Source organism: Xanthomonas melonis (assembly GCF_020783655.1).
Classification (GTDB): Bacteria; Pseudomonadota; Gammaproteobacteria; order Xanthomonadales; family Xanthomonadaceae; genus Xanthomonas; species Xanthomonas melonis.
The window spans coordinates 342,631-366,114 of the sequence record NZ_JAJGQH010000002.1; the positions used below are offsets into that span (position 1 = coordinate 342,631).

At 65.5% G+C, this 23,484-nt stretch carries 22 protein-coding genes and 2 other RNA genes; 9 read left to right on the forward strand and 15 right to left on the reverse strand.

Features of this window, described 5'->3' with window-relative positions:
- Nucleotides 1–44: 44 nt before the first annotated feature.
- From LL964_RS03290 to glmS, 4 genes are all read right to left on the reverse strand, one after another.
- Entirely contained in the window at nt 45–1,178 is a 1,134-nt protein-coding gene (locus LL964_RS03290) for a hypothetical protein (protein WP_104585143.1), read from the reverse strand.
- Between the two features lie 236 nt (nt 1,179–1,414).
- Nucleotides 1,415–1,491: non-coding RNA, sX9 sRNA (locus tag LL964_RS03295), on the reverse strand.
- Between the two features lie 64 nt (nt 1,492–1,555).
- Nucleotides 1,556–2,029: a hypothetical protein gene (locus LL964_RS03300; RefSeq protein ID WP_104585145.1), complete on the reverse strand. Its 474-nt coding sequence runs from the start codon at nt 2,027–2,029 to the stop codon at nt 1,556–1,558.
- Between the two features lie 302 nt (nt 2,030–2,331).
- Nucleotides 2,332–4,161 (reverse strand): glutamine--fructose-6-phosphate transaminase (isomerizing), encoded by a 1,830-nt coding sequence (gene glmS, locus LL964_RS03305; RefSeq protein ID WP_104585147.1) that lies wholly within the window; start codon nt 4,159–4,161, stop codon nt 2,332–2,334.
- Between the two features lie 208 nt (nt 4,162–4,369).
- On the opposite strand from glmS, the gene LL964_RS03310 reads away from it, so the two are divergent.
- The 7 genes from LL964_RS03310 (at nt 4,370) to LL964_RS03340 (ending at nt 12,441) form a co-directional block, all read left to right on the forward strand.
- Entirely contained in the window at nt 4,370–5,641 is a 1,272-nt protein-coding gene (locus tag LL964_RS03310; protein WP_104585149.1) for an efflux RND transporter periplasmic adaptor subunit, read from the forward strand.
- 127 nt (nt 5,642–5,768) lie between these two features.
- Nucleotides 5,769–6,488 (forward strand): ABC transporter ATP-binding protein, encoded by a 720-nt coding sequence (locus LL964_RS03315; RefSeq protein WP_104585151.1) that lies wholly within the window; start codon nt 5,769–5,771, stop codon nt 6,486–6,488.
- 10 nt (nt 6,489–6,498) lie between these two features.
- Nucleotides 6,499–7,800, forward strand: a complete 1,302-nt coding sequence (locus LL964_RS03320) for an ABC transporter permease (RefSeq protein WP_104585153.1) — start codon at nt 6,499–6,501, stop codon at nt 7,798–7,800.
- A gap of 54 nt (nt 7,801–7,854) precedes the next feature.
- The gene (locus tag LL964_RS03325; protein ID WP_104585155.1) at nt 7,855–9,081 is read left to right on the forward strand and encodes an ABC transporter permease; all 1,227 of its coding nucleotides are present in this window, start codon (nt 7,855–7,857) and stop codon (nt 9,079–9,081) included.
- An 89-nt stretch (nt 9,082–9,170) separates the two neighbouring features.
- Nucleotides 9,171–9,608, forward strand: coding sequence for a hypothetical protein (locus LL964_RS03330; RefSeq protein ID WP_228329371.1), 438 nt, complete (start codon nt 9,171–9,173; stop codon nt 9,606–9,608).
- 134 nt (nt 9,609–9,742) lie between these two features.
- On the forward strand, nt 9,743–11,086 hold the full coding sequence (locus LL964_RS03335) for a sigma-54-dependent transcriptional regulator (RefSeq protein ID WP_104585157.1): 1,344 nt from the start codon (nt 9,743–9,745) through the stop codon (nt 11,084–11,086).
- Nucleotides 11,087–11,094: 8 nt separating this feature from the next.
- Nucleotides 11,095–12,441, forward strand: coding sequence for a sensor histidine kinase (locus LL964_RS03340; protein ID WP_104585602.1), 1,347 nt, complete (start codon nt 11,095–11,097; stop codon nt 12,439–12,441).
- Between the two features lie 199 nt (nt 12,442–12,640).
- Here the strand turns inward: LL964_RS03340 and glmU are convergent, their stop codons facing one another.
- A complete protein-coding gene (glmU, locus tag LL964_RS03345) occupies nt 12,641–14,005 on the reverse strand; it encodes a bifunctional UDP-N-acetylglucosamine diphosphorylase/glucosamine-1-phosphate N-acetyltransferase GlmU (RefSeq protein ID WP_104585159.1) in 1,365 nt (454 codons plus the stop codon).
- A 146-nt stretch (nt 14,006–14,151) separates the two neighbouring features.
- Here glmU and LL964_RS03350 point away from each other — a divergent pair, with 146 nt between their 5' ends.
- Together LL964_RS03350 and LL964_RS03355 are read left to right on the forward strand one after the other, a co-directional pair.
- Entirely contained in the window at nt 14,152–14,535 is a 384-nt protein-coding gene (locus LL964_RS03350; protein WP_104585161.1) for a GtrA family protein, read from the forward strand.
- A 124-nt stretch (nt 14,536–14,659) separates the two neighbouring features.
- A non-coding RNA gene (locus LL964_RS03355) (sX9 sRNA) lies at nt 14,660–14,735 on the forward strand.
- Between the two features lie 34 nt (nt 14,736–14,769).
- On the opposite strand, the gene LL964_RS03360 is transcribed toward LL964_RS03355, so the two are convergent.
- The 10 genes from LL964_RS03360 to LL964_RS03405 form a co-directional block, all read right to left on the reverse strand.
- Entirely contained in the window at nt 14,770–15,357 is a 588-nt protein-coding gene (locus LL964_RS03360) for a chorismate mutase (protein WP_104585163.1), read from the reverse strand.
- Between the two features lie 209 nt (nt 15,358–15,566).
- Entirely contained in the window at nt 15,567–15,989 is a 423-nt protein-coding gene (locus tag LL964_RS03365; RefSeq protein WP_104585165.1) for a F0F1 ATP synthase subunit epsilon, read from the reverse strand.
- Between the two features lie 135 nt (nt 15,990–16,124).
- Nucleotides 16,125–17,531: a F0F1 ATP synthase subunit beta gene (atpD, locus tag LL964_RS03370; RefSeq protein ID WP_104585167.1), complete on the reverse strand. Its 1,407-nt coding sequence runs from the start codon at nt 17,529–17,531 to the stop codon at nt 16,125–16,127.
- A 144-nt stretch (nt 17,532–17,675) separates the two neighbouring features.
- Entirely contained in the window at nt 17,676–18,539 is an 864-nt protein-coding gene (gene atpG / locus LL964_RS03375; RefSeq protein WP_104585169.1) for a F0F1 ATP synthase subunit gamma, read from the reverse strand.
- Nucleotides 18,540–18,683: 144 nt separating this feature from the next.
- On the reverse strand, nt 18,684–20,231 hold the full coding sequence (gene atpA / locus LL964_RS03380) for a F0F1 ATP synthase subunit alpha (protein WP_104585171.1): 1,548 nt from the start codon (nt 20,229–20,231) through the stop codon (nt 18,684–18,686).
- A 47-nt stretch (nt 20,232–20,278) separates the two neighbouring features.
- Complete coding sequence (locus LL964_RS03385; protein WP_104585173.1) at nt 20,279–20,806, reverse strand: F0F1 ATP synthase subunit delta; 528 nt, start codon at nt 20,804–20,806, stop codon at nt 20,279–20,281.
- Nucleotides 20,807–20,809: 3 nt separating this feature from the next.
- Nucleotides 20,810–21,280, reverse strand: coding sequence for a F0F1 ATP synthase subunit B (locus LL964_RS03390; RefSeq protein WP_039570952.1), 471 nt, complete (start codon nt 21,278–21,280; stop codon nt 20,810–20,812).
- A gap of 114 nt (nt 21,281–21,394) precedes the next feature.
- Entirely contained in the window at nt 21,395–21,697 is a 303-nt protein-coding gene (atpE, locus tag LL964_RS03395; RefSeq protein WP_002814105.1) for a F0F1 ATP synthase subunit C, read from the reverse strand.
- 73 nt (nt 21,698–21,770) lie between these two features.
- The gene (gene atpB, locus LL964_RS03400; protein ID WP_104585174.1) at nt 21,771–22,571 is read right to left on the reverse strand and encodes a F0F1 ATP synthase subunit A; all 801 of its coding nucleotides are present in this window, start codon (nt 22,569–22,571) and stop codon (nt 21,771–21,773) included.
- Nucleotides 22,572–22,596: 25 nt separating this feature from the next.
- A complete protein-coding gene (locus tag LL964_RS03405) occupies nt 22,597–22,962 on the reverse strand; it encodes a hypothetical protein (protein WP_104585176.1) in 366 nt (121 codons plus the stop codon).
- Nucleotides 22,963–23,484: the final 522 nt, after the last annotated feature.

Here is a 23,484-nt window from a genome sequence, read left to right on the forward strand (position 1 = left end):
GATCGTTCTGGCGCATGCAACGCCGGGCGCCGCTGGTGCCCGGCTCAGTCGGATGCCGCCACCGTGGCGGTATCGGGAAACCATTGCGGCAGACGTTCTGCGAACCTGGCCGCGCACTCGTCGGTATACGCCTGAGCCGCCTGCTTGACCAAGGCGTAGTTGTCGGCTTCCCACTCCTGCAACGAGGCGGTACGCGGCGTCGGCGTGCACGCCAGATGGACCCGGCTGGCCTTGCGCTTGAGCAGACCGGTGCGTTCCCCGCCGATGGTCACGCTGTAGCGCAATTCATAGGGCGAGCGGTCGTCGCTCAGGCTTTGATAGATCAGCGCCCAATCGGACATCACCACCTGCAACGGGAACGGATCGACCGGAATCGCGCCGGGATGTCCGGTGAAGTAGCGCTTCAACTGCCCATTGACAGCATCGCGCTGCAGCCCGTAACCTGGGTTTCCGATGTCCTTGATCTTCTCGCCCTTCAACTGGTCCTTGCTGAAGGCCGATGCCACCACGCCACGCGCGAACAGACTGGCTGCAACCTGCAATCCGACATAAGCCCCGGTATGCCCGCGCCGCACCACGCGCAACATTTCGTCGCCATTGGGCAGGCCGTCCGCACCCAGGTTGAGCTGTGCACCCAACGGCAGTTGCAGTGCCCAATCCGCCGACGGCGCGATCGTGACATCGCCGACGGGTGCAGACGGTAGCGCCTGCTCTGTCACCGCCAGGGTCCCGGCAGCGGCCGCTGCCGCGTAGGCGGTGGCGGTCGAGAAATCGCCACCGGTGAACGCCGGCAGCACGGCAGTCGCCTCGTCGCTGCGCGTTGGCGTGCAGAAACTGCCGGCCGCACGCATCTGCGCCTCATGAAATCCGATGCCGTTGATCTGATGCACATCGGCCGACTGCCCGTACTGCTCGACCAATTTGCCGATCACGGCGTCGGACACTGGCCGCTGCGCGCAGACGTGTGCGGCGGCGATGCGCGACCAGGCAAACTGCAATGCCGGGTCCCAGCCCATCGCGTCTTCGCCGACGAAGCCGTGATCGTAATGGTAGGCATAGATCGCAGGGTCGATCTCCTGCAGCGTCATCCCGCCCTCGCCGGCGTAACCGGGAGGAATCCCCTGCGCCATCGCCGCGCCAGCCACCGCAAACAGCACGGCCGCAATACACACCTTCATGTGGATGTCCTTCCCATGGAATAAGTGCCGCACTGCGCGCCCCCACGCAGTGCGGCAAGACGTCACCGCACAGGTTGCGCGGTGGTCGTTGGCACAGGATCGACCCGTCCGGAACACTACAGCGTCGCCCGGCGGATCAAGTCTGCCGGGATAGTGTGGGCCGACGCTGGCGTTTTGGAAGTCGGGGCGGTCCCCACCGAACTGTCGGGAGGGTCCCGTGCGGGAGAGCTCAGAGCGGCTGACAGAGCGTAGCGAGCAGTCGTCAGGTGGGTGTGGACGGCGCGGAGAAACCCGGAGTGTACGTTTGGTACATGCCGATTCCGAGCACCGGCCGCGCCCGCCTGGCGGGGAGCGCAGTCGCTTTGTTAGCCGCGCGGTCAGGCATGCAGGATCCCACTGCTCGCGCACTGCCACTGTCGCGGCGTGCGTAGTGCGGCCAGGGTCTGGACAAGCTCGCGATAGCCATCGGCCAGTTGTGCGAACAGGCCGGCGTCGCTGCAGCGCGTATCGGCCACTTCGGAGTAGGCGCCGCGCCCCAGATCGATGAAGTACTCCACGCTGAGACGGCGCCGCTGCGCCACGCCAGGGAACAGGCCCGCGATCAGCAGGCAGCCATCGCCGACATCGCGCAGCAGATCGGCACGCACGCTACCTACCTGTTCCTGCGCGTGCAGCCATGCCAGTGCCTGCGTCCGCGAGAGCAGATGCGCATCACGCTGGAAACGGAGCAGAACGAACACCAGATAATGCTCACGCGATTCGTCCAGCGGACGCGCAGTCCGCTGCCCCGCCTCGCGCACCAACGCCTGCCACAACTCGGCCGGCGTGCCCTGCCTGAAAGACTCGTGCATACGTCCCCCTGCGTGGTGTGGACCCTCGCCAGTAGCGTATGCATAACCTGGACCAAACCGCTGGCAACCGCGCGTTGCGGCTGCCAATCGTGCTGCAGCCCGTCACTGCCACAGCGGCCGACACATGCGAGCGTCGCCGGGCAGGACCGGCGACGCTCCCGATGCGTTCACCGATCACACGGGGAAGACTGTGACCGCAACAGGATCTGCCGCAACGCCAGGCATGCGGCGGCGCGATACTCAGGCCATCAGCGTCGCGATGCGTGTTGCTGAGCCATCCTCGCAGGCTCCGCAGCGCGGCCTCATTCCACCGTCACCGACTTGGCCAGGTTGCGCGGCTTGTCCACGTCGGTGCCGCGTGCCAAGGCGGTGTGGTAGGCCAGCAGCTGCACAGGAATGGTGTGGATCACCGGCGACAGCACGCCGGCATGGCGCGGCGTGCGGATCACGTGGACGCCTTCGGACGCGTTGAAGTGGCTGTCTTGGTCGGCGAAGACGAACAACTCGCCACCGCGCGCGCGCACTTCCTGCATATTGGATTTGACCTTTTCCAGTAGGCGATCGTTGGGCGCGATCACCACCACCGGCATCGACGCGTCCACCAAGGCGAGCGGCCCATGCTTCAATTCGCCGGCCGGATAGGCTTCGGCGTGGATATAGGAGATTTCCTTCAGCTTGAGCGCCCCTTCCAGGGCGATCGGATAATGCAGGCCGCGGCCAAGGAACAAGGCGTTTTCTTTCGGCGCGAACCGTTCGGCCCAGGCCATGATCTGCGGCTCCAGATTCAGCGCGTGCTGCACGCTGCCCGGCAGGAAGCGCAGTTGCTCCAGGTACTCGGCTTCTTCGGTCTCGTTGATACGCCCGTGCAGCTTGCCCAGTACCACGGCGAGCTGGAACAGCACCGCCAGCTGCGTGGTGAAGGCCTTGGTCGAGGCCACGCCGATCTCGGCACCGGCGCGCGTGTAGCACACCAGCTCGCTGGCGCGCGGGATCGCGCTCTCGGGCACGTTGCAGATCGATAGCGTGTGCAGATGTCCCAGCGACTTGGCGTACTTCAGCGCCTCCATGGTGTCCAAGGTTTCGCCGGACTGGGAGATGGTGACGATCAGATGCTTGGGGTTCGCATAGGCGGCACGGTAGCGGTATTCGCTGGCGATCTCCACGCTGCATGGCAGCCCGGCGAGGGCTTCGATCCAGTAGCGCGCGGTCATGCCCGCGTAGTAGCTGGTACCGCAGGCCAGGATCTGCACGCCCTCGATGGCGCCCAACACTGCTTCGGCCTTGGGCCCGAACAGCGACGCAGGGAATCCCTTCGCGTCGATGGCCGCTTCGATGGTATCGGCCAGCGCGCGCGGCTGCTCGTGGATCTCCTTCTGCATGAAATGGCGAAACGGGCCGAGCTCCAACGAGGCCAGCGAAACGTCCGACAGATGCAGCGCGCGCTCCACCGGCGCATCGTTGCCGTCGAAGATGCGCACGCCATCGCGCCGCAGCTCGGCGGTGTCGCCTTCTTCCAGAAAGATCACCTGGCGGGTGGCCTGCACGATGGCAGAGACATCGGAGGCGACGAAGTTTTCGCCCTCGCCCACGCCGATCAGCAGCGGGCACCCCATGCGGGCGCAGACGAAGCGTTCCGGCTCGGTCTGGCTCACCACTGCCAATGCGTAGGCACCGGTGAGTTCCTTGACCGTGCGTTGCAAGGCCGCCAACAGATTGCCGGCGTCGCCGAGATGATGGTGGATGAGGTGGGCGATGACCTCGGTATCGGTCTGCGACTCGAAGCGATAGCCGAGCGCACGCAGCTTTTCGCGCTGTTCCTCGTGGTTTTCGATGATGCCGTTGTGCACCAGCGCGATGCCGTCGCTGATGTGCGGGTGCGCATTGGCTTCGGTGACGCCGCCGTGGGTGGCCCAACGGGTATGGCCGATACCCAGGGTTGCGTCGAGCTGTTCGGCCTGCGCGGCCTGGGCCATCTCCGCCACGCGTCCTGTGCGGCGCACGCGGCGGACCTGGTGGCCGTCGAGTACCGCAATGCCGGAGGAATCGTAGCCGCGGTATTCCAGCCGTTTGAGTCCTTCGATCAGGACCGGGACCACGTCGCGCCCGGCGATCGCTCCGACAATGCCGCACATAGGGACAGCTCTTCAGGAAAGAAAGCCGGCATTTTAGCGTGTCCGTTCTTGTCCACCGCATGACCGCGCCCGGACAGGCTGTCCGGGTGGGTGTCCGCGGACACTGCGGACACCTGTCCACCGGAAAATAAGTTGTTTTTGATCAATAGTTTATGGATTGGCACGCAACCTGCTTTGACGTCCTGTGACGCCACCGAGCCCAGCCACCATGATTCGTGACACTTCTGCACAGGACCAGGTCATCCGTTCCACCGAACAGCGCGTGGTCTGGCGCCGTTGGCTATGGCCCGGAGTAGGCGCCATCGTGGTCCTGGCCGGGATCGGCTGGGCGGTCACCGCATGGAGTGCAGGCAGCCGGTCGTTCGATGCCAGCCGGGTGCGCATCGCCACCGTCGGCCAGGGCGACCTGGTGCGCGACATCGCCGCCGACGGCCGTGTGATCGCCGCCAACAGCCCGGTGCTGTACGCCATCTCCGCCGGCACGGTGACGCTGAGCGTGGTGGCCGGCGACGTGGTCAAGCGAGGCCAGGAGCTGGCACGCATCGACAGCCCGGAACTGCGCAGCAAGCTCGCCCAGGAGCAGGCGACCCTGGCGGGGCTGGAAGCCGAATCCAGCCGCGCCGCCCTGGATGCCACGCTGGCGCGGGCCAATGCCAGCAAACTCACCGACCAGGCCCGGATCGACAAGCAGGCCGCCGTCCGCGATCTGGAGCGCTACCAGCGCGGCTTTGATGGCGGCGCGGTGCCGCAGGTGGAACTGGCCAAGGCGCAGGACACCCTGAAGAAGACCGACATCGATCTGCAGCACGCCCAACGCGATGCGGCGTTGAAGAGCCAGGGCGCGGACCTGGATTCGCGCAACAAGCGCCTGCTGGCCGATCGCCAGCGTGCGGTGGTGGCCGAGGTGCAGCGCCAGGTGGACGCGCTCACCCTGCTCGCCCCGTTCGATGGTCAGGTCGGCCAGGTGCAGGCGGTACAGCACACCCAGGTGGCGGCGAACGCGCCGATCCTGGGTGTGGTGGATCTGTCCAAGTTCGAAGTCGAGATCAAGGTGCCCGAAAGCTTCGCGCGCGACCTTGCCATCGGCATGCCCGCCCAGCTCACCAGCGGCAGCGGCGAACCATTCGCCGGCGCCATCTCGGCGGTATCGCCGGAAGTGGTCAACGGCGAGGTCACCGCGCGCATCCGCTTCACCGACAAGCAACCGCCGGGTCTGCGCCAGAGCCAGCGCATGAGTGCGCGGGTGATGATGGATACCCGCCGCAACGTGCTCAAAGTCGAGCGCGGCCCCTTCCTCGAGCAGTCCGGTGGCAGCTATGCCTACGTGATGGACGGCAACACCGCGGTGCGCCGCCCGGTACGCATGGGCGTCAGCAGCCTGGGCGAAGTGCAGGTGCTGTCCGGCCTGCAGGTCGGCGACCGCGTGGTGGTCTCCGGCGCGGACAACTTCGGCGATGCGCCGCGCGTCACGGTGCATTGAGCCGGGACCCGGGACCCGGGACCCGGAAAAGCCAAAGCGACCGGCCACCGCTTTTGTTCTTGATCTACCGGGTCCCGGTTCCACCATCCACCATCCACCACCACTCCCTACCATAGGAACTTCCGCCATGCTCGAAATGCGCTCCGTCTCCAAGGTCTTCCGCACCGAACAGGTGGAAACGCACGCGCTGCGCTCGCTGGACCTGCATGTGCGCGAGGGCGAATTCGTCGCAGTGACCGGGCCTTCCGGCTCCGGCAAGACCACTTTCCTCAATATCGCCGGACTGCTGGAGACCTTCACCAGTGGCCAGTATCTGCTCGATGGCGAAGATGTCAGCCACCTGTCCGACGACGCCCGCTCGCGCCTGCGCAACCGCAAGATCGGCTTCATCTTCCAGGGCTTCAATCTCATCCCCGACCTCAACCTGTTCGACAACGTCGACGTGCCACTGCGCTATCGCGGCATGCCTGCCGCCGAGCGCAAGCAGCGCATCGAAGAGGCGCTGACCAAGGTCGGCCTGGGCTCGCGTCTGAAGCATTACCCCACCGAGCTGTCCGGCGGACAACAGCAGCGAGCTGCCATTGCCCGTGCACTGGCCGGCAGTCCGCGCCTGCTGCTGGCCGACGAACCCACCGGCAATCTGGATTCGCAGATGGCACGCGGGGTGATGGAACTGCTGGAGGAAATCAACAGCCAGGGCACCACCATCGTCATGGTCACCCACGATCCGGAGCTGGCCGCACGCGCGCAACGCAATGTGCACATCGTCGATGGACAGGCCACCGATCTGGAACGCGATCCCAGCCTGATGCGCGCGCGCGACATCGCGCCCACCCTGGCAGAGTAAGGAGAGCGCCATGTTCGGTTACTACTTTCACCTGGCGCTGCGCAGCTTCCGCCGCAACAAGGTGCTCACCGCGCTGATGGTGCTTGCGATCGCGCTGGGCATCGGCGCCAGCATGACGACGTTGACGGTGTTCTACGTCCTGTCCGGTGATCCGATCCCGCAGAAGAGCGATCGCCTGTTCTACGTGCAGGTCGATTCCGAACCCAAGGCCGGATATCAACCCGGGGACGAACCGGATTATCAATCCACCCGTTTCGATGCCGAAGCGCTGCTGCGCGAGAAGCGCGCCAAACGCCAGGCGATGATGAGTGGCGGAAACGTCGCGATCGAGCCGCAGAAGAGCGGGCTGAGTCCGTTCAAGCTGGAAACGCGCTTCACCTCGGCCGACTTCTTTCCGATGTTCGAAACCCCGTTCCTGTACGGCCAGGGCTGGACGAGCGCCAGCGACGAGCGACACGAGCGCGTTGCGGTGATCACCAAGACGCTCAACGACAAGTTGTTCGATGGCGGCAACAGCGTCGGGCGCGAGCTGCGCGTGGACAAGAGCAGCTTCCGCATCGTCGGCGTGCTCGACACCTGGAACGTCGCCCCGCGCTTCTACGACATCATCGACACCTATGGTGCGGACGAACAACTGTACGTGCCCTTCAGTACCGCGATGGATGCGAAGCTGGCCCACGCCGGCGGGACCAACTGCTTTGGCAAGGTCGAAGGCGGCGACACCATGGCACTCAACGCACCCTGCACGTGGGTGCAGTACTGGGTGGAGCTGGAGGACGCGAGCCAGGTCGGCGACTACAAGGCCTACCTGGAGAACTATTCGGATCAACAGCGCGCGGCGGGACGTTTCACCCGGCCCAACAACGTGCGCCTGCGCAACGTCATGCAGTGGCTGGACCACAACGAGGTCGTGCCCAGCGACGTGCGCCTGCAGCTGTGGCTGGCGATGGGCTTCCTGCTGGTCTGCCTGCTCAATACGGTGGGTTTGCTACTGGCCAAATTCCTGCGCCGCAGCGGCGAGATCGGCGTACGCCGCGCGCTTGGAGCGTCGCGTGGCGCGATCTTCGCCCAATGCCTGGTGGAAGCGGGAACCATCGGCCTGGTCGGCGGCATCGCCGGATTGGCGCTGGCGTGGCTGGGGTTGTGGGCGGTACGCCAGCAGCCGGTGGGCTACGCCTCGCTGGCACATCTGAATCCGACCATGCTGGCGGTGACCTTCGTCCTGGCGCTGGCCGCCAGCCTGTTGGCCGGCCTGCTGCCATCGTGGCGCGCCATCCAGGTCGCGCCGGCACTGCAGCTCAAGTCCTCATGATCACCGCGCCCGTCGCCACGCGCCGGGCCACGCCCCTCTTCGAAGGCTAACCCCATGGACATCCGCCCCATCGTTTCCACCCTCAGCCGCCACAAGACCGCGGCCGCACTCATCGTGCTGGAGATCGCCCTGGCCTGCGCCATCATCTGCAACTCGCTGTTCCTGATCGGCAACCGCGTGGAGACGCTCTCGCGTGCCAGCGGCATTGCGGAACAGGATCTGCTCAGTATCCGACTCGGCGGCATCGGCACCCAGACCAACGCCGATGCGCGTACCCAGGAAGACCTGGCGGCGTTACGCGCCATCCCCGGTGTGCGCGCCGCGGCCATCACCAACCAGCTGCCTTTCTCCACCACCTCATCCAATACCGGCCTGTCGCTGACCCCGGAGCAGGAGCGCTCCACGCTCAATGCCGGGCAATACCTGGTCAGCGACGGCGGCCTGAAGGTGTTCGGCCTGCAACTGACGGCAGGACGCGACTTCACTGCGGAGGAATACATCAGCATGGAGAAGGCGGACAACGACGAGAGCGTGCGCACCAAGGGGGCGCCGGTGATCCTGACCCAGGCCACCGCGGAGAAGATGTTTCCCGGCCAGAGCGCGCTCGGCAAGAACGTCTACTCCGGCGAGGTGCCGCTGCGGGTTGTCGGCATCGTGCAGACCCTGACGCGCCCGAACAACGTCAACGGAATGGATCAGCTGGACTATTCGATGCTGCTGCCGATCCGCGCGCCCTATACCGAAGGCCAGTACATCCTGCGCGTGACCGATCCCTCACGGCGGCAAGAGGTGCTGAAGGCCGCGGTAGCCGCCTTGATGCGGGTGGACAGTAGTCGCCTGGTGCTGAAGCAGCAGACTTATACCGAGATCCGCGACGCGTATTTCCGCAACGACCGTGCGATGGTGTGGCTGCTGGGTGCGGTGTGCGTCGCATTGCTGATCGTCACCGCATTGGGCATCGTGGGGCTGGCCAGTTTCTGGGTACAGCAACGTACCAAGCAGATCGGCATCCGCCGTGCCCTGGGGGCGACACGCAACCAGATCCTGCGCTACTTCCAGATCGAGAACTTTCTGCTGGCCTCGATCGGCATCGCGTTGGGCATGCTGATGGCGTATTCGATCAATGTGTGGTTGATGGCGCGTTACGAATTGCCGCGACTGCCGGCGATCTACCTGCCGGCTGGTGCCGTGCTGCTATGGGCGCTGGGCCAGCTGGCGGTATTCTGGCCGGCCCGACGCGCCGCCGCAGTACCGCCGGCCGTCGCCACCCGGAGCGCATGATGGCACAGTGCTGCTTCCCGGCCAGGCGTGCGGTCGGGAAGGAGTCCGTTCGCCCTCGCCCGCACCCTCCGTTCCTATCGGTCCCACCCATGCCCAGCCGTCCTGCCCAGCGCGCGCGCACCATCCTGACGGCAACCTGCCTCGCCATTGCCGGCACCCTCAGCGCCGCCCGTGCCCAAGCCCTGGCGATCTCGACCCACGATGTCCTCGCCGTCGAAGATGCCCGGCTCAGCTGGCACCACGATGATCAGTTCGTCGAACTCGTCGCCACCGGCGATGGCCTGTTGGTGACCCAGGCCAGTGCCGGCTCGTCCCTGGGATTGCAGCGTGGCGACCGGATCCACACGGTTGGCCATACCCAGATCACCGCGGTGGCGCACCTGATCGCGGCACTGCGTGCCGCTGCGGCCCATCCGGTGGTCGTGCATGTCCTGCGCGATGGCGTCCAGGTCCAACAGACCTGGACGGCGGCGGCCTACACCGCATTGCTGCCACCAGGACAGGCAACGCCACCCCCACATCGCTAGCACCGCGCTCGGCGGCCAACGCTCGAGCTCGTCGGCTGGGCCGTTTCCCCCTACGACCAGATACGCGTTGCAGTTCCGCGCTGCACGGAATCCTGTTCTGATAATCCTTCCTCAGTGCTTTCTCGAGCAACGCGATGCCGCAGATCCTGATCATCGACGACAACGCCGCCGTGGCCACCGCGTTGGAGGTCCTGTTCTCGCTGCACGACATCGAGGCGCAGCATGCGCAGTCGCCGCACGCCGGCTTGGCATTGCTCGACGAGCAGGCGTTCGACCTGGTGATCCAGGACATGAACTTCACTGCCGACACCACCTCCGGCGAAGAGGGCGAAGCGCTGTTCGCACAGATCCGTCAGCGCCACCCGGATCTGCCGGTCATCCTGCTCACTGCCTGGACGCATCTGGGCAGCGCGGTGGGGCTGGTCAAGGCCGGTGCGGCCGACTACATCGCCAAGCCCTGGGACGACACCAAGCTGCTGACCACGGTCAACAACCTGCTGGAACTGTCCGAGGCCCGCCGTGAGCTCGCGCGCCGTCGCGAACGCGAGCACCGTGGCCGCGAGCAACTGACACAGCGCTACGATCTACGCGGTGCGGTGTTCGCCGACCCCGCCAGTGAGCGCGCCATCGCGCTGGCCTGCCAGGTCGCGCGCTCGGAGTTGCCGGTCCTGATCACCGGTCCCAACGGCAGCGGCAAGGAAAAGATCGCCGAGATCATCCAGGCCAATTCGGCCACCAGGCACGGCCCGTTCATTGCGCTCAACTGCGGCGCATTGCCGGGCGAACTGATCGAGGCCGAACTGTTCGGTGCCGAAGCCGGTGCCTATACCGGTGCCAACAAGGCGCGCGAAGGCAAGTTCGAAGCGGCCGATGGCGGCACGCTGTTTCTGGACGAGATCGGCAACCTGCCGTTGGCGGGCCAGATGAAACTGCTGCGCGTGCTGGAAACCGGCCGCTACGAGCGCCTGGGATCCAATCGCGAGCGCCATGCCAAGGTGCGGGTGATCAGCGCCACCAACGCCGATCTGCCTGCGATGATTCGCGATGGCAGCTTTCGCGAAGACCTGTACTACCGCCTCAACACGGTGGAAATCGCGCTGCCGGCCCTGTCCGAGCGTCCCGGCGACATCGGGCCGCTGGCAGCGCACTTCCTGGCCACAGACAAGCCGTTGTCGGCGCAGGCGCGCGATGCGCTGCAGCGACACGCCTGGCCGGGCAACGTGCGCGAGCTGCGCAACGTACTGCAACGCGCCAGCCTGCTGGCGCAGGGCGCGCGGATCGAGGTCGCCGATCTGAATCTGCCGCGCGCACCAGCCCCGCGTCCACCGGCCACCCCGGCGGGCGAACCGGATCGTGCGCGCATCGAACAGGCCCTGGCACGCGCCCATGGCGTCATCGCCCAGGCCGCCGCCGAGCTGGGATTGAGCCGCCAGGCGCTGTACCGGCGTATGGACCGTTACGGCATCACGTCGGAATGAACTTCGGTATGTGGACACGCTCCTTTACGTTCTCGCTGTTCCTGCGCCTGTTGCCGGTGCTGGCGCTGGCGGCCGCCCTGCCCTGGTTCACCGCCTATTGGCTGGACCACGGATGGCAGGTTGCCGCGATCTCGGTGGTAGTGCTGGTAGGGGCGATGTGGTGGAGCCTGCGCCGCGCCACCGCGCCGATGCGCTCGCTGTTTCGCGCCCTGGCCGGCACCACCAGCAGTTACCGCGACGGCGAGTACAACTTTGGCGTGTACTGGCGCGGTCACGACGAGCTGGCGCAACTGGTTTACGCGCACGCCGAGCTCGGCGACGTGCTGCGCGCGCAGCGGCGCGACCTGGTGCAACGCGAATTGATGCTCGACACCATGCTGCAGAACACGCCCGTGGCGATGCTGCTGGTGGTCGCCGGCGGCGACGGCCTGCGTCGGATCGGGTTTTCCAACAACGCCGCGCGCAAGCTGTTGCATGGCGGGCGCAAACTCGAAGGCCAGCACCTGGACGATGTGCTCGCGCGCATGCCCGGCGAACTGCGCGATGCGCTGGGCCGCGGCGGCGATTGCCTGTTTGCGGTGCGCGAAGACGGCGACGACGAGGACGATGAGCAGATCTACCACCTGTCGCGGCGCAGCTTCCACCTCAATGGCCGTGGCCACGAACTATTGCTGATCCGTACCCTGACCACCGAACTGCGCCGCCAGGAAGTGCAGACCTGGAAGAAGGTGATCCGGGTGATCAGCCACGAGCTGAACAATTCGCTTGCCCCGATCGCCTCGCTGGCACATTCGGGCGCCGAACTGTTGCGACGTGAGCGTACCGACAGGCTGGGCACGGTGTTCGAGACCATCGAAGAACGCGCGCGTCATCTGGAAGGCTTCATCCGCGGCTATGCGCGGTTCGCCAAGTTGCCACAGCCGCAGCTGCAGACCATCGAATGGGCACCGTTCCTGGAACGTTTGCGGCAGCAGATCCCGTTCCACCTGCAGGGCGATCTGAGCGATGTCACCAGCCGCATCGACGCCGCGCAAGTCGAACAAGCCCTGCTCAACCTGCTGAAGAATGCGCACGAAGCCTGCAGCGAGGCGCAGCCGCCCAATGGCGATGTCGTCGTGCGCGTGACGCGCGTGCCGCAGTGGCTGCGCATCGAAGTGCTCGACCGCGGCAACGGCATGAACGAGGCGGTGCTGCACAATGCATTGATGCCGTTCTATTCCACCAAGCGCAACGGAACTGGACTGGGGCTGGCGCTGACGCGCGAGATCGCCGAGGCCCATGGCGGGCGTATCTCGCTGCACAACCGCGAGCATGGCGGCCTGTGTGTGACCCTGCTGTTGCCGTTGGCCGCGTGAGAGCCGCGCCCCGCTCGCGCCTGGATCATGCAGGCATCAACACGAACCATTCATTGCGCCGGCTCATGCGTGGCAAAAGCCCGCTACGCACCCGGTAGGAGCGCCCCCGGACACGACGGGCGTTACCAACGCTGTCAGTCGCGCCCAGCTGCGTTCCTACGCAGTCAGGGTCGCACTGCATTGTCCGCCACCAGGCGGCTTACTTCTTCGTGGGCCGCTGCCAGCCTTCCACCACGGTCTGGCGCGCGCGTGTCACGCTCAGCTCGCCGGCCGGGGCATCGCGGGTGATGACCGATCCGGCGCCGATGGTGGAATGGGCGCCGATGTCGATCGGCGCTACCAGCGCACTGTTGGACCCGACGAACGCGCCATCGCCAATGGTGGTCTGCGACTTGTTGACGCCATCGTAGTTGCAGGTGATGGTGCCGGCGCCGATATTGACCTTGCTGCCGATCGTCGCATCGCCCAGGTAGGTCAGATGATTGGCCTTGCTGCCCACGCCCATGCTGACTTTCTTGGTCTCGACGAAGTTGCCGATATGCACGCCGTCGGCGAGCACGGTGCCCGGCCGCAAGCGCGCGAACGGGCCGATCTGCACCGCGCCTTCGGTGATAACGCCTTCCAGGTCGCAATGCGCGCGCACCTGCGTGCCGGCGCCGAGATCGACATCGCGCAGCCGGACGAACGGGCCGATCACCACGCCATCGCCGAGCGTGACCTCGCCCTCCAGGATCACATCGACGTCCAGCTGCACATCGCGGCCGACCCGTACCGTGCCGCGCTGCTCCACACGTGCCGGGTCGGCCATGCGCACGCCCTCCAGGCACAGCGCACGTGCGGCGCGCGCCTGCCAGGCGCGTTCGAGCTGCGCGAGCTGCCAAGGGTCGTTGGCGCCCTCCACTTCCTGCGGATCGGCTACCTGCACCATGTCGGCCGGGGTGAAGTCGGCGGCCGCGCTGGCGAAGACGTCGGTCAGATAGAACTCGCCCTGCGCATTCTCGTTCGACAGACCGGACAGCCAGCGGCGTAGTGCGGTGGATTCGGCGGTGAGGATCCCGGTATTGACGGTGCGGATGCGACGTTGCTCTTCGCTGGCATCCTTTTGCTCGACGATCGCGGCGACCTTGCCTGCGACGTCGCGCACGATGCGTCCGTAGCCGGTCGGGTCGGCCAGCTCGGCCACCAGCACCGCCATGCGGCCGGGCGCATGCAGCAGCTCCAGCAGGCTCTGGCTGCGGATCAACGGCACATCGCCATACAGCACGAGCACGGTGGCCGCGTCGGGAATCGCATCGAAGGCCTGTTGTACCGCATGCGCGGTACCCAGCTGCCGGCGCTGCTCGGCCCACTGCAGATCGCCCTGCCCGGCGAATGCCGCACGCACCTGGTCGCCGCCGTGCCCGTAGACCACGTGGATCGCCGCCGGCTGCAGCTGCCGCGCAGTGGCGATCACATGCGCCAGCATCGGCTGGCCCGCCAGTGGCTGCAGCACCTTGGGCAACGCCGAGCGCATGCGCTTGCCCTCGCCGGCGGCCAGGATCACGACGTGCAGAGGCAGGGTCATTACGATGTTCCGGTTGCAAGAGATGATCGAATTCTAGTCGCAGTGCCGCAATGCCGCGTGCTCAAGGCATGCCCTCGGCATGCGATGACACGTTTTTAAGCGCTGCGCCCGCTAGGATGGGCGCCCTTTCCTCTTGTCCGGCATGCATGAGTCTGTTCCGCCAAGGCAGCCAGTTCACCCTGATCGGCGCACTGCAGCTGGCGGTGGACTGCGGCATCTTCATCGCCGCCACCGCCGCCGGCATGCCCACGGCACCGGCCAACCTGCTCGGACGTATTAGCGGCGCAGTGCTTGGATTCTGGCTCAATGGACGCTACACCTTCGCGCATCGGGATGGTGCGCGTCTGGGCTGGCAACGCTTTGGCCGCTTTGCGGTGATGTGGGTGACGCTGACCATCGTCAGCACCTGGCTGCTGTCGGCCACCGTCGATCTGGTGGGCTTGCGCCAGGCCTGGCTCGCCAAACCGCTGGTCGAAGGCGGGCTGGCAATCGTGTCGTTCCTGCTGGGCCGGCACGTGGTGTATCGCTGAGGCAAGATCGACAGCGCCTGCGAACGGCCGCATGGAGTGTGTTGCATGGACTCGCGAACCATGAGCAGCTGACAAACCTGCCGTGCGCACCACCAGGCGGGCGCGGCCGGTGCTCGAAACCGGCATGTACCATCGGATACTCCGATTCCTCCGCGCCTTCCTCACCCCCGCTGACGACTGCTCACTGCGTTGTGTTCGCCGCTACGAGGCGTTGCTCCGGCCGATTGCCGACTGCTAGGTCTTGTTGTCCACCTGCTGGCAGAAGTCGCCCAGGCTGCGCACCAATGCGGCGCGGTGCAGCGCGTCCAGTTGCCATTGCGCGGCATAGTGCGCGGCCGCGCGCGCGGTACTGGCCGGACACCCGGGGGCCGTCCGTGCCGGACCTGCGGCGGCCAATGCGTCGAGCAACTCGCCTTGCAGTTGATCCAGACGCGCGCGCAACGTGGCCAGATCCGGCCGCGCCGTCTGCGGCGCGCGGCCACGTTCGTGCCAACGGTCCAACAGCGCGTACTGCACCGATTTATTGGCTTCGATCTGTGCAGCGAAGAAACGCACTGCATCGTCGGCCTGCAAGCCATGGGCCGCGGCCTGGTCGCGCACGCTGAGCAACACCGCCGCTTCGCGGGTCTGATCCAGCACCGGCTTGCCGCTGTCCCACTTGCTCAGGGCCACCGCATCGCCGATCGCATTGCGCTGCACGATCCGGTCCAGCAACGGATCCAGTGGCGGTTGGCCGAGCGCGGGCCAGGCGCACCCAAGCAAGGCCACGGCAAGCAAACCATTCAACAGATCATTGCGGACGCCAGCGGTCGAAAGTCTCATGGTGTACTCCTCACGGGGGGCCAGACGCGGTGCGTCGCGCTGCGGCTTCGATGCAGCGCAAGGCCGGGCGGGCCAGTGTGCCCACTCCCTGCAGAAGGCGGTTTCCTATCGCGCAAGCGCAGCGCCCCAAACGAAAACGCCGACCCAAGGGTCGGCGTTTCGTGCTCGGTGCGCAGCTGCGCCGCCCGGTCGGAAGCGTGGGCAACCGCTCAGTGCTTGAGGTTACGGCGCAGACGCTCCAGCGCCTGCAGTTGCACCGTCGCCTCGGCCAGTTGACGCTGCGCCTGAGCCACGTCCACCGTGTCGCCACGGTTGGCCAGCAGGCGCTCGGCCTCTTCCTTGACCTTGCGCACAGCGGCTTCGTCGATGTCCTGCGCGCGCACCGCTGTGTCGACCAGCACGGTCACCACCTGCGGCTGCACTTCCAGGATGCCGCCGGAGATGGCGAAGTCCAGCTGTTCGCCGTTGGCGGTGGTGACCACCACCTTGCCCGGCTTCAGGCGGGTGATCAGCGGTGCATGCTTGGGTGCGATGCCCAGCTCACCCAATTCGCCGGTGGCCACGACCAGCGTCGCCTCACCGTGGAAGATTTCCTTCTCGGCGCTGACGATGTCGCAACGGATAGTGCTCATGGTGCCTCACGTTGTGAGGCGGGGATTGGGGATTGGGGATTGGGGATTGGTAACCGCGGCGTTCACCGTCGTTGCCATCCTCATCCACCGTGCCAATCACCGCCGTACCTAATCCCGAATCCCGAATCCCGGCTCTTACGCCTTGGCGCTCATCTTGTTGGCCTTCTCGACGGCCTCTTCGATACCGCCGACCATGTAGAACGCCTGCTCCGGCAGGTGGTCGTACTCGCCGTCGCAGATCGCCTTGAAGCCGCGGATGGTGTCCTTCAGCGAGACGTACTTGCCCGGCGAGCCGGTGAACACTTCGGCCACGTGGAACGGCTGGCTGAAGAAGCGCTCGATCTTGCGCGCGCGCGACACCGACTGCTTGTCTTCTTCGCTCAGCTCGTCCATACCCAGGATCGCGATGATGTCCTTCAGTTCCTTGTACTTCTGCAGGGTCTGCTGGACGCGCTGGGCGGTTTCGTAGTGCTCGTGGCCGATCACCAGCGGATCCATCTGGCGGCTGGTGGAGTCCAGCGGATCCACCGCCGGGTAGATGCCCAGCGAAGCGATGTTACGGCTCAGCGTGACGGTCGAGTCCAGGTGGGCGAAGGTGGTCGCCGGCGACGGGTCGGTCAGGTCGTCCGCAGGCACGTACACCGCCTGGATCGAGGTGATCGAACCGCTCTTGGTCGAGGTGATGCGTTCCTGCAGCACGCCCATTTCTTCGGCCAGGGTCGGCTGGTAACCCACCGCCGACGGCATACGGCCGAGCAGTGCGGACACTTCGGTACCGGCCAGCGTGTAGCGGTAGATGTTGTCCACGAACAGCAGCACGTCCTTGCCCTTGCCGCTGGCGTCCTTCTCGTCGCGGAAGTACTCGGCCATGGTCAGGCCGGTCAGCGCCACGCGCAGACGGTTGCCCGGCGGCTCGTTCATCTGGCCGTACACCATCGCGACCTTGTCCAGAACGTTGGAGTCCTTCATCTCGTGGTAGAAGTCGTTGCCCTCGCGGGTACGCTCGCCCACGCCGGCGAACACGGACAGACCCGAGTGCGCCTTGGCGATGTTGTTGATCAGCTCCATCATGTTGACGGTCTTGCCGACGCCGGCGCCGCCGAACAGGCCGACCTTGCCGCCCTTGGCGAACGGGCACATCAGGTCGATCACCTTGATGCCGGTTTCCAGCAGCTCGGTGGTCGAGGCCTGGTCCTCGTAGGACGGCGCGCCACGGTGGATTTCCCAATGATCCGAAGCCTGCACGTCGCCGGCTTCGTCGATCGGGTTGCCGAGCACGTCCATGATGCGGCCCAGGGTACCGGCGCCCACCGGCACGGCAATCGCGCGGCCGGTGTTGGTGGCGACCAGGTTGCGCTTCAGGCCGTCGGTGGAGCCGAGTGCGATGGTACGCACGACGCCATCGCCCAGCTGCTGCTGGACTTCCAGCGTGATGGCGGTGCCGTCGACCTTCAGCGCGTCGTACACCTTCGGCACTTCATTGCGCTGGAACTCGACGTCGACGACCGCGCCGATGATCTGAACGATCTTGCCCTGACTCATTTTGCTGCTCCGGTTAGCTTTGTTCTGTCCGAGGGGCCGATGCCATCTCGTTGAATTTTGTGATTTGGGACTCGTGATCGGGGATTCGCAAGGGCGCAGTCCGCAGCGCTCCAACCAATCCCGAATCCCCAATCCCGGCCGTGCTTACACAGCGGCTGCGCCGCTGACGATTTCCGAGATTTCCTGGGTGATCGCCGCCTGACGCGCCTTGTTGTAGACCAATTGCAGCGTGCCGATCATCTTGCTGGCGTTGTCGCTGGCGGCCTTCATCGCCACCATGCGCGCAGCATGTTCGGAGGCCACGTTTTCCAGCACAGCCTGATACACCAGCGACTCGATGTAGCGCGTCATCACGTGCTCCAGCACGGTCGCGGCATCGGGTTCGTACAGGTAGTCCCAGTCGTGGTGCGCCACCTTGTGCTCGGCGGCCGGCAGCGGCAGCAGCTGGTCGAAGCTGGCCTTCTGCGTCATGGTGTTCACGAAGCGGTTGTAGACCAGATAGACGCGGTCCACCTTGCCTTCGATGTAGGCATCGATCATCACCTTGATCACACCGATCAGCTGCTCGACCTGCGGGCTGTCGCCCAGGTGGGTCACGCTGCCGACCATGTTGACCTTGACGCGACGGAAGAAGGCCGACGCCTTCTGGCCGATGGTCACCACATCGATCTCGGCGCCCTTGTCCTGCCACGGGCGCACTTCGCCCAGCATCTTGCGGAACAGGTTGTTGTTCAGACCGCCGGCCAGGCCGCGGTCGGACGAGATCACGATGTAACCGACCCGCTTGACCTGCTCGCGCTCGACCAGAAACGGATGCTGGAAATCGGTGCTGGCCTGCGCCAGATGGCCGATCACCTGCTTCATCGCCTGCGCATACGGACGCGAGGTCTTCATGCGGTCCTGCGCCTTGCGGATCTTGGAGGCCGAGACCATTTCGAGCGCGCGCGTCACCTTGCGGGTGTTCTGCACGCTCTTGATCTTGGTTTTGATTTCGCGTCCGCCTGCCATTTCTCTTCTCGGGACTCGGGACCCGGGACCCGGGACCCGGCAGGCCCCGCAATCACGCGTCGTTATTGTTTCCTGGTACCTGGGGCGGAGGACCGGGATCTCCGCTTGCGCGGGTCCCCGGTCCCGGGTCCCGGGTCCCGGCTCTTACCAGCTACCCGTGGTCTTGAACTCTTCGATGCCCTTCTTGAACGCGGCTTCGATGTCGTTGTCCCAACCGCCAGTGCTGTTGATCTTGGAAACCAGCTCGCCCTGGGTGTTGGCGAAGTGCGCGTGCAGGCCTTCCTCGAACGCCAGCAGCTTGTTGACCGGCACCTCGTCGAGGTAGCCCTCGTTGACGGCATAGATCGACAGCGCCTGGTTGGCGATGGACATCGGCGCGTACTGCTTCTGCTTCATCAGCTCGGTGACGCGCTGACCGCGCTCGAGCTGCTTGCGGGTGGCTTCGTCCAGGTCCGAGGCGAACTGCGCGAACGCGGCCAGCTCACGGTACTGCGCCAGCGAGATACGGATGCCGCCGGACAGCTTCTTGATGATCTTGGTCTGGGCCGCACCACCGACGCGCGACACCGAGATACCGGCGTTGACGGCCGGACGGATACCGGCGTTGAACAGGTCCGTTTCCAGGAAGATCTGGCCGTCGGTGATCGAGATCACGTTGGTCGGCACGAATGCAGACACGTCGCCGGCCTGCGTCTCGATGATCGGCAGCGCGGTCAGCGAACCGGTCTTGCCGGTCACCGCGCCGTTGGTGAACTTCTCCACGTACTCCTCGGACACGCGCGCGGCGCGCTCGAGCAGGCGCGAATGCAGATAGAACACGTCGCCCGGGTAGGCTTCGCGACCCGGCGGGCGCTTGAGCAGCAGCGAGATCTGGCGGTAGGCCACGGCCTGCTTGGACAGATCGTCGTACACGATCAGCGCGTCTTCGCCGCGATCCATGAAGTACTCGCCCATGGTGCAGCCGGCGTACGGGCTGATGTACTGCATCGCAGCCGATTCGGACGCGGTCGCCGCAACCACCACGGTGTGCGCCAGCGCGCCGTTCTCTTCCAGCTTGCGCACGATGTTGGCGACGGTCGAGGCCTTCTGGCCGATCGCCACGTACACGCACTTGATGCCGGTGCCCTTCTGGTTGATCACCGCGTCGATCGCCAGCGCGGTCTTGCCGGTCTGACGGTCACCGATGACCAGCTCGCGCTGGCCGCGGCCGATCGGAATCATCGCATCGACCGACTTGTAGCCGGTCTGCACCGGCTGATCGACCGACTTGCGCCAGATCACGCCGGGCGCAACGCGCTCCACCGGTGCGGTCTGGGTGGCGCCCAGCGGGCCCTTGCCGTCGATCGGCTCGCCCAGCGCGTTGACCACGCGGCCGAGCAGTTCCGGACCGACCGGCACTTCCAGGATACGGCCGGTGGTCTTGGCCACGTCGCCTTCGCGCAGGTTCTCGTAGTCGCCCAGCACCACGGCGCCGACCGAATCGCGTTCCAGGTTCAGCGCCAGGGCGAAGGTGTTGTTCGGCAGTTCGATCATTTCGCCCTGCATCACGTCGGCCAGGCCGAAGATGCGCACGATGCCGTCGGACACACTGGTCACGGAGCCTTCGTTGCGCGACTCCGCGGACAGCTTGACCGTCTCGATGCGGGTCTTGATCAGGTCGCTGATTTCGGAGGGGTTGAGCGTGGTTGCCATCGTTCAGTCCTAGGTGCCGGCCGCGAGGGCCATGCGTTTATGTGAATTCAGTGGGCGAGCGAGCTTTGCAGACGCGCAAGCTTGCCCTTCAGCGAGCCGTCGATGACCACCTCGCCGGTGTCGATCACCGCGCCGCCGATCAGCGACGCATCCACCGCGGTGGTGATATCCACTTCGCGGCCGAAGCGCTTCTTCAGCGCAACGGCGATCGTGTCCAGCTCCGACGGCGTCATCGCGGTAGCCGAGGTCACCGTCGCCTTGACGACGTGTTCGGCTTCGGCACGCAGCTGTTCGTACAGCCCGGCCACTTCCGGCAGCAGCGGCAGCCGCTGCGCATCGGCCAGCAGGCCGAGAAAGCGCAGATACTCTTCGCCGGCCTGCGACGGCGCCAGCAGCGTCACCGCCTGGTCCTGGCTCAGGGCCGGGTTGAGCAGCAGCGCAGCCACGCGCGGGTCGCCGGCCACCTGTGCCGAAAACGCCAGCGCATCGGACCAGGGCGCGAAATTGCCGCCCTCACGCGCGATCGCAAACGCGGCACGGCCGTAGGGACGGGCAAGTGTGAGGGCCTGACTCATCGATCAAATCTCCGCCGCCAGCTCGTCGAGCAGCGCCTTGTGGGCGTTGGCGTCGATTTCGCGCTTGAGCAGCTTTTCGGCACCGCTGACCGCCAGTACCGAGACCTGCTTGCGCAGCTCTTCGCGGGCACGGGTGGCCGAGGCGTCGATCTCCGCCTGGGCCAGGTCCTTCTGACGGTTGGCTTCGGCAATCGCCTCCAGCTTGGCCGCTTCGATGATCTGGTTGGCGCGCGCGTGGGCCTGATCGATGATCTCGTTGGCCTTGGTGCGGGCGTCCTTGAGGGCTTCGTTGACCTTTTCCTGCGCCTGCGCCAGGTCCTTCTGGCTGCGATCGGCGGCAGCCAGACCTTCGGCGATCTTTTGCTGACGCTCTTCGATCGCCTGCAGCAGCGGCGGCCAGATCTTGGTCGCGACGATCCAGATCAGACCGGCGAAGGCCAGCGCCTGGGCAAAGATGGTAAGGGTGATATCCATGGGTCGCTCAATCGCTGTTTAGGGGTGAAAGCGCCGCCGCACGGGCGACGCTTTCCGACCTTCATCCGCAGATGCAACCGCGCTCGGCTGCATCCACATCCCGCTACCGCTGGATCAGCCGGCAGCCTGCGACAGACGCTCGATGAACACCTGGGCCAACGGGTTGGCGAAGGCGAACAGCAGGCCGACGGCGACGCTGATGATGAACGCGGCGTCGATCAGGCCGGCGGTGATGAACATGCGCACCTGCAGCACCGGGATCAGTTCCGGCTGGCGTGCCGCCGATTCCAGGAACTTGCCAGCCATGATGGCCAGACCGAGGCCGGCACCCAGGGCGGCCAGGCCGATCATGATGCCGACGGCGAGGACGGTGGAGCTCTGGACTTGAGCGAGGTTGGTCAGGACGGCGAGGTACATGGTGATCTCCGAACGAAAGTTTCTAAGGGTGATGGATGAATCGGGATGAAGCGTATGAAGGGTGAAGCGAGACTCAGTGACTGTCTTCCGACAGGCTCAGATACACGATCGACAGCATCATGAAAATGAAGGCCTGCAGCGGAATCACCAGCAGGTGGAACAGCATCCAGCCGAGGCCGAATACGCCGCCAGCAACCATGCCGGCGATGCCCGCACCGCCCAGCACCCAGATCAGCAGGAAGACGATCTCGCCGCCGAACATGTTGCCGAACAGTCGCATCGCCAGCGAAATCGGCTTGCTCAGCCACTCGACGATGTTCAAGAGCAGGTTGAACGGCATCATCCACTTGCCGAACGGCGCCGTGAGGAATTCCTTGGTCATGCCGCCCACGCCCTTGGAGCGCAGCGAGAAGAAGATCATCAGGAAGAACACGCTGATCGACATGCCCAAGGTGGCATTGACGTCGGCGGTGGGCACCGGCTTCCAGGCGTGGATGCCGGCCCAGCCCAGCGGGATGGCGATGAAGTCGGCAGGGATCATCTTGATGAGGTTCATCAACAGGATCCAGAAGAAGATCGTGATCGCGATCGGGGTCACCAGCTTGCTGGTGCCGTGGTAGGTGTCCTTGGCCTGGCGATCGACGAACTCCAGGCAGATTTCCACGAACGCCTGCCACTTGCCCGGCACGCCGGCGGTGGCCTTGCGGGTCGCCATCCAGAACGCCACCACCATGATCAGCCCCATCAACAACGCCATGATCAGCGTGTCGAGGTGGATGGTCCAAAACGTACCGCCGCCCTCACGAACCGGGTAGACCAGATTCTGCAGGTGGTGCTGGATATAGGAGGTAGGTGTCGCTGCCTCGCCCGCCATGTGTACGTAGCCTTTTTAGTTCGGATCAACGCCTGGCCAGAGCCAGAACCTGAAAAATCAGCCCGATGGCGATACCTGCCAGCAGGGCCAGAGGAGGCAGCCGCCACAGGCCGAAGCCCAGCGCCAGCGCCACGAAAACCAACACCCACTTCAACACCATCGCCAGGATCAGCCGGACCATGGCAGTCCCGGCCGCCAGGACACCGCCCCCGAGCGCAGTACGTGCCGCGACCCAACCGCCCAGCACCGTCGCAAACCCGGTCAACGCCACCCCGGCAGAGTAGCGGGGACCGACCAGCAGCAACCCCAGACTGGTTATAGCTACAGCTGCAAGCGGATATACCGCAGCGCGCAGCATCAACCGCCGACCCGCGTCAACGGAGTTCAGCACTACGGTTACCTTAGGTGTGAATGGGTGGGAAGCGCAGTTGCGCCTCGTCGAGCCGCGAGAGTATAGCAATGGGACAAATTGCGAGACAACCGGCGGAGGTCACGAGTTGCTGCGATGCACCAAGCAGCCGTCGCTGCAACGGCCGGGAACTTTGCCACAAACCGGCGGTCGTAACCCACGAGGCCTGCACATCCTCGTCGAAAGGTGTCACCGCAGGCCGCGTCAAGGAGCCCTGGGAGACCGGGGCTCCTGCTTTTGACGCCATGTCGCGCGCCGCGACCTTCCCACCGACGGGCCAATCCGCTGCAGTGCACGATCGTCTGCGCTGGGTGCCGGTGTCGAGCGTGGCGCGCGCATGCGCATCAAGCCCTCTCTCTCTTGCGCAATCGGCGACAGCAACCGTACTGATCGGTATGCGCCAACGCACAGTTTACGACGGCGGACATGGGCGACGAAAAAATGCCGTGCTGGTGCAAGGTCCCACGGCCATTGACGATGCGGACCGTCTTGTCCGATTGCTAT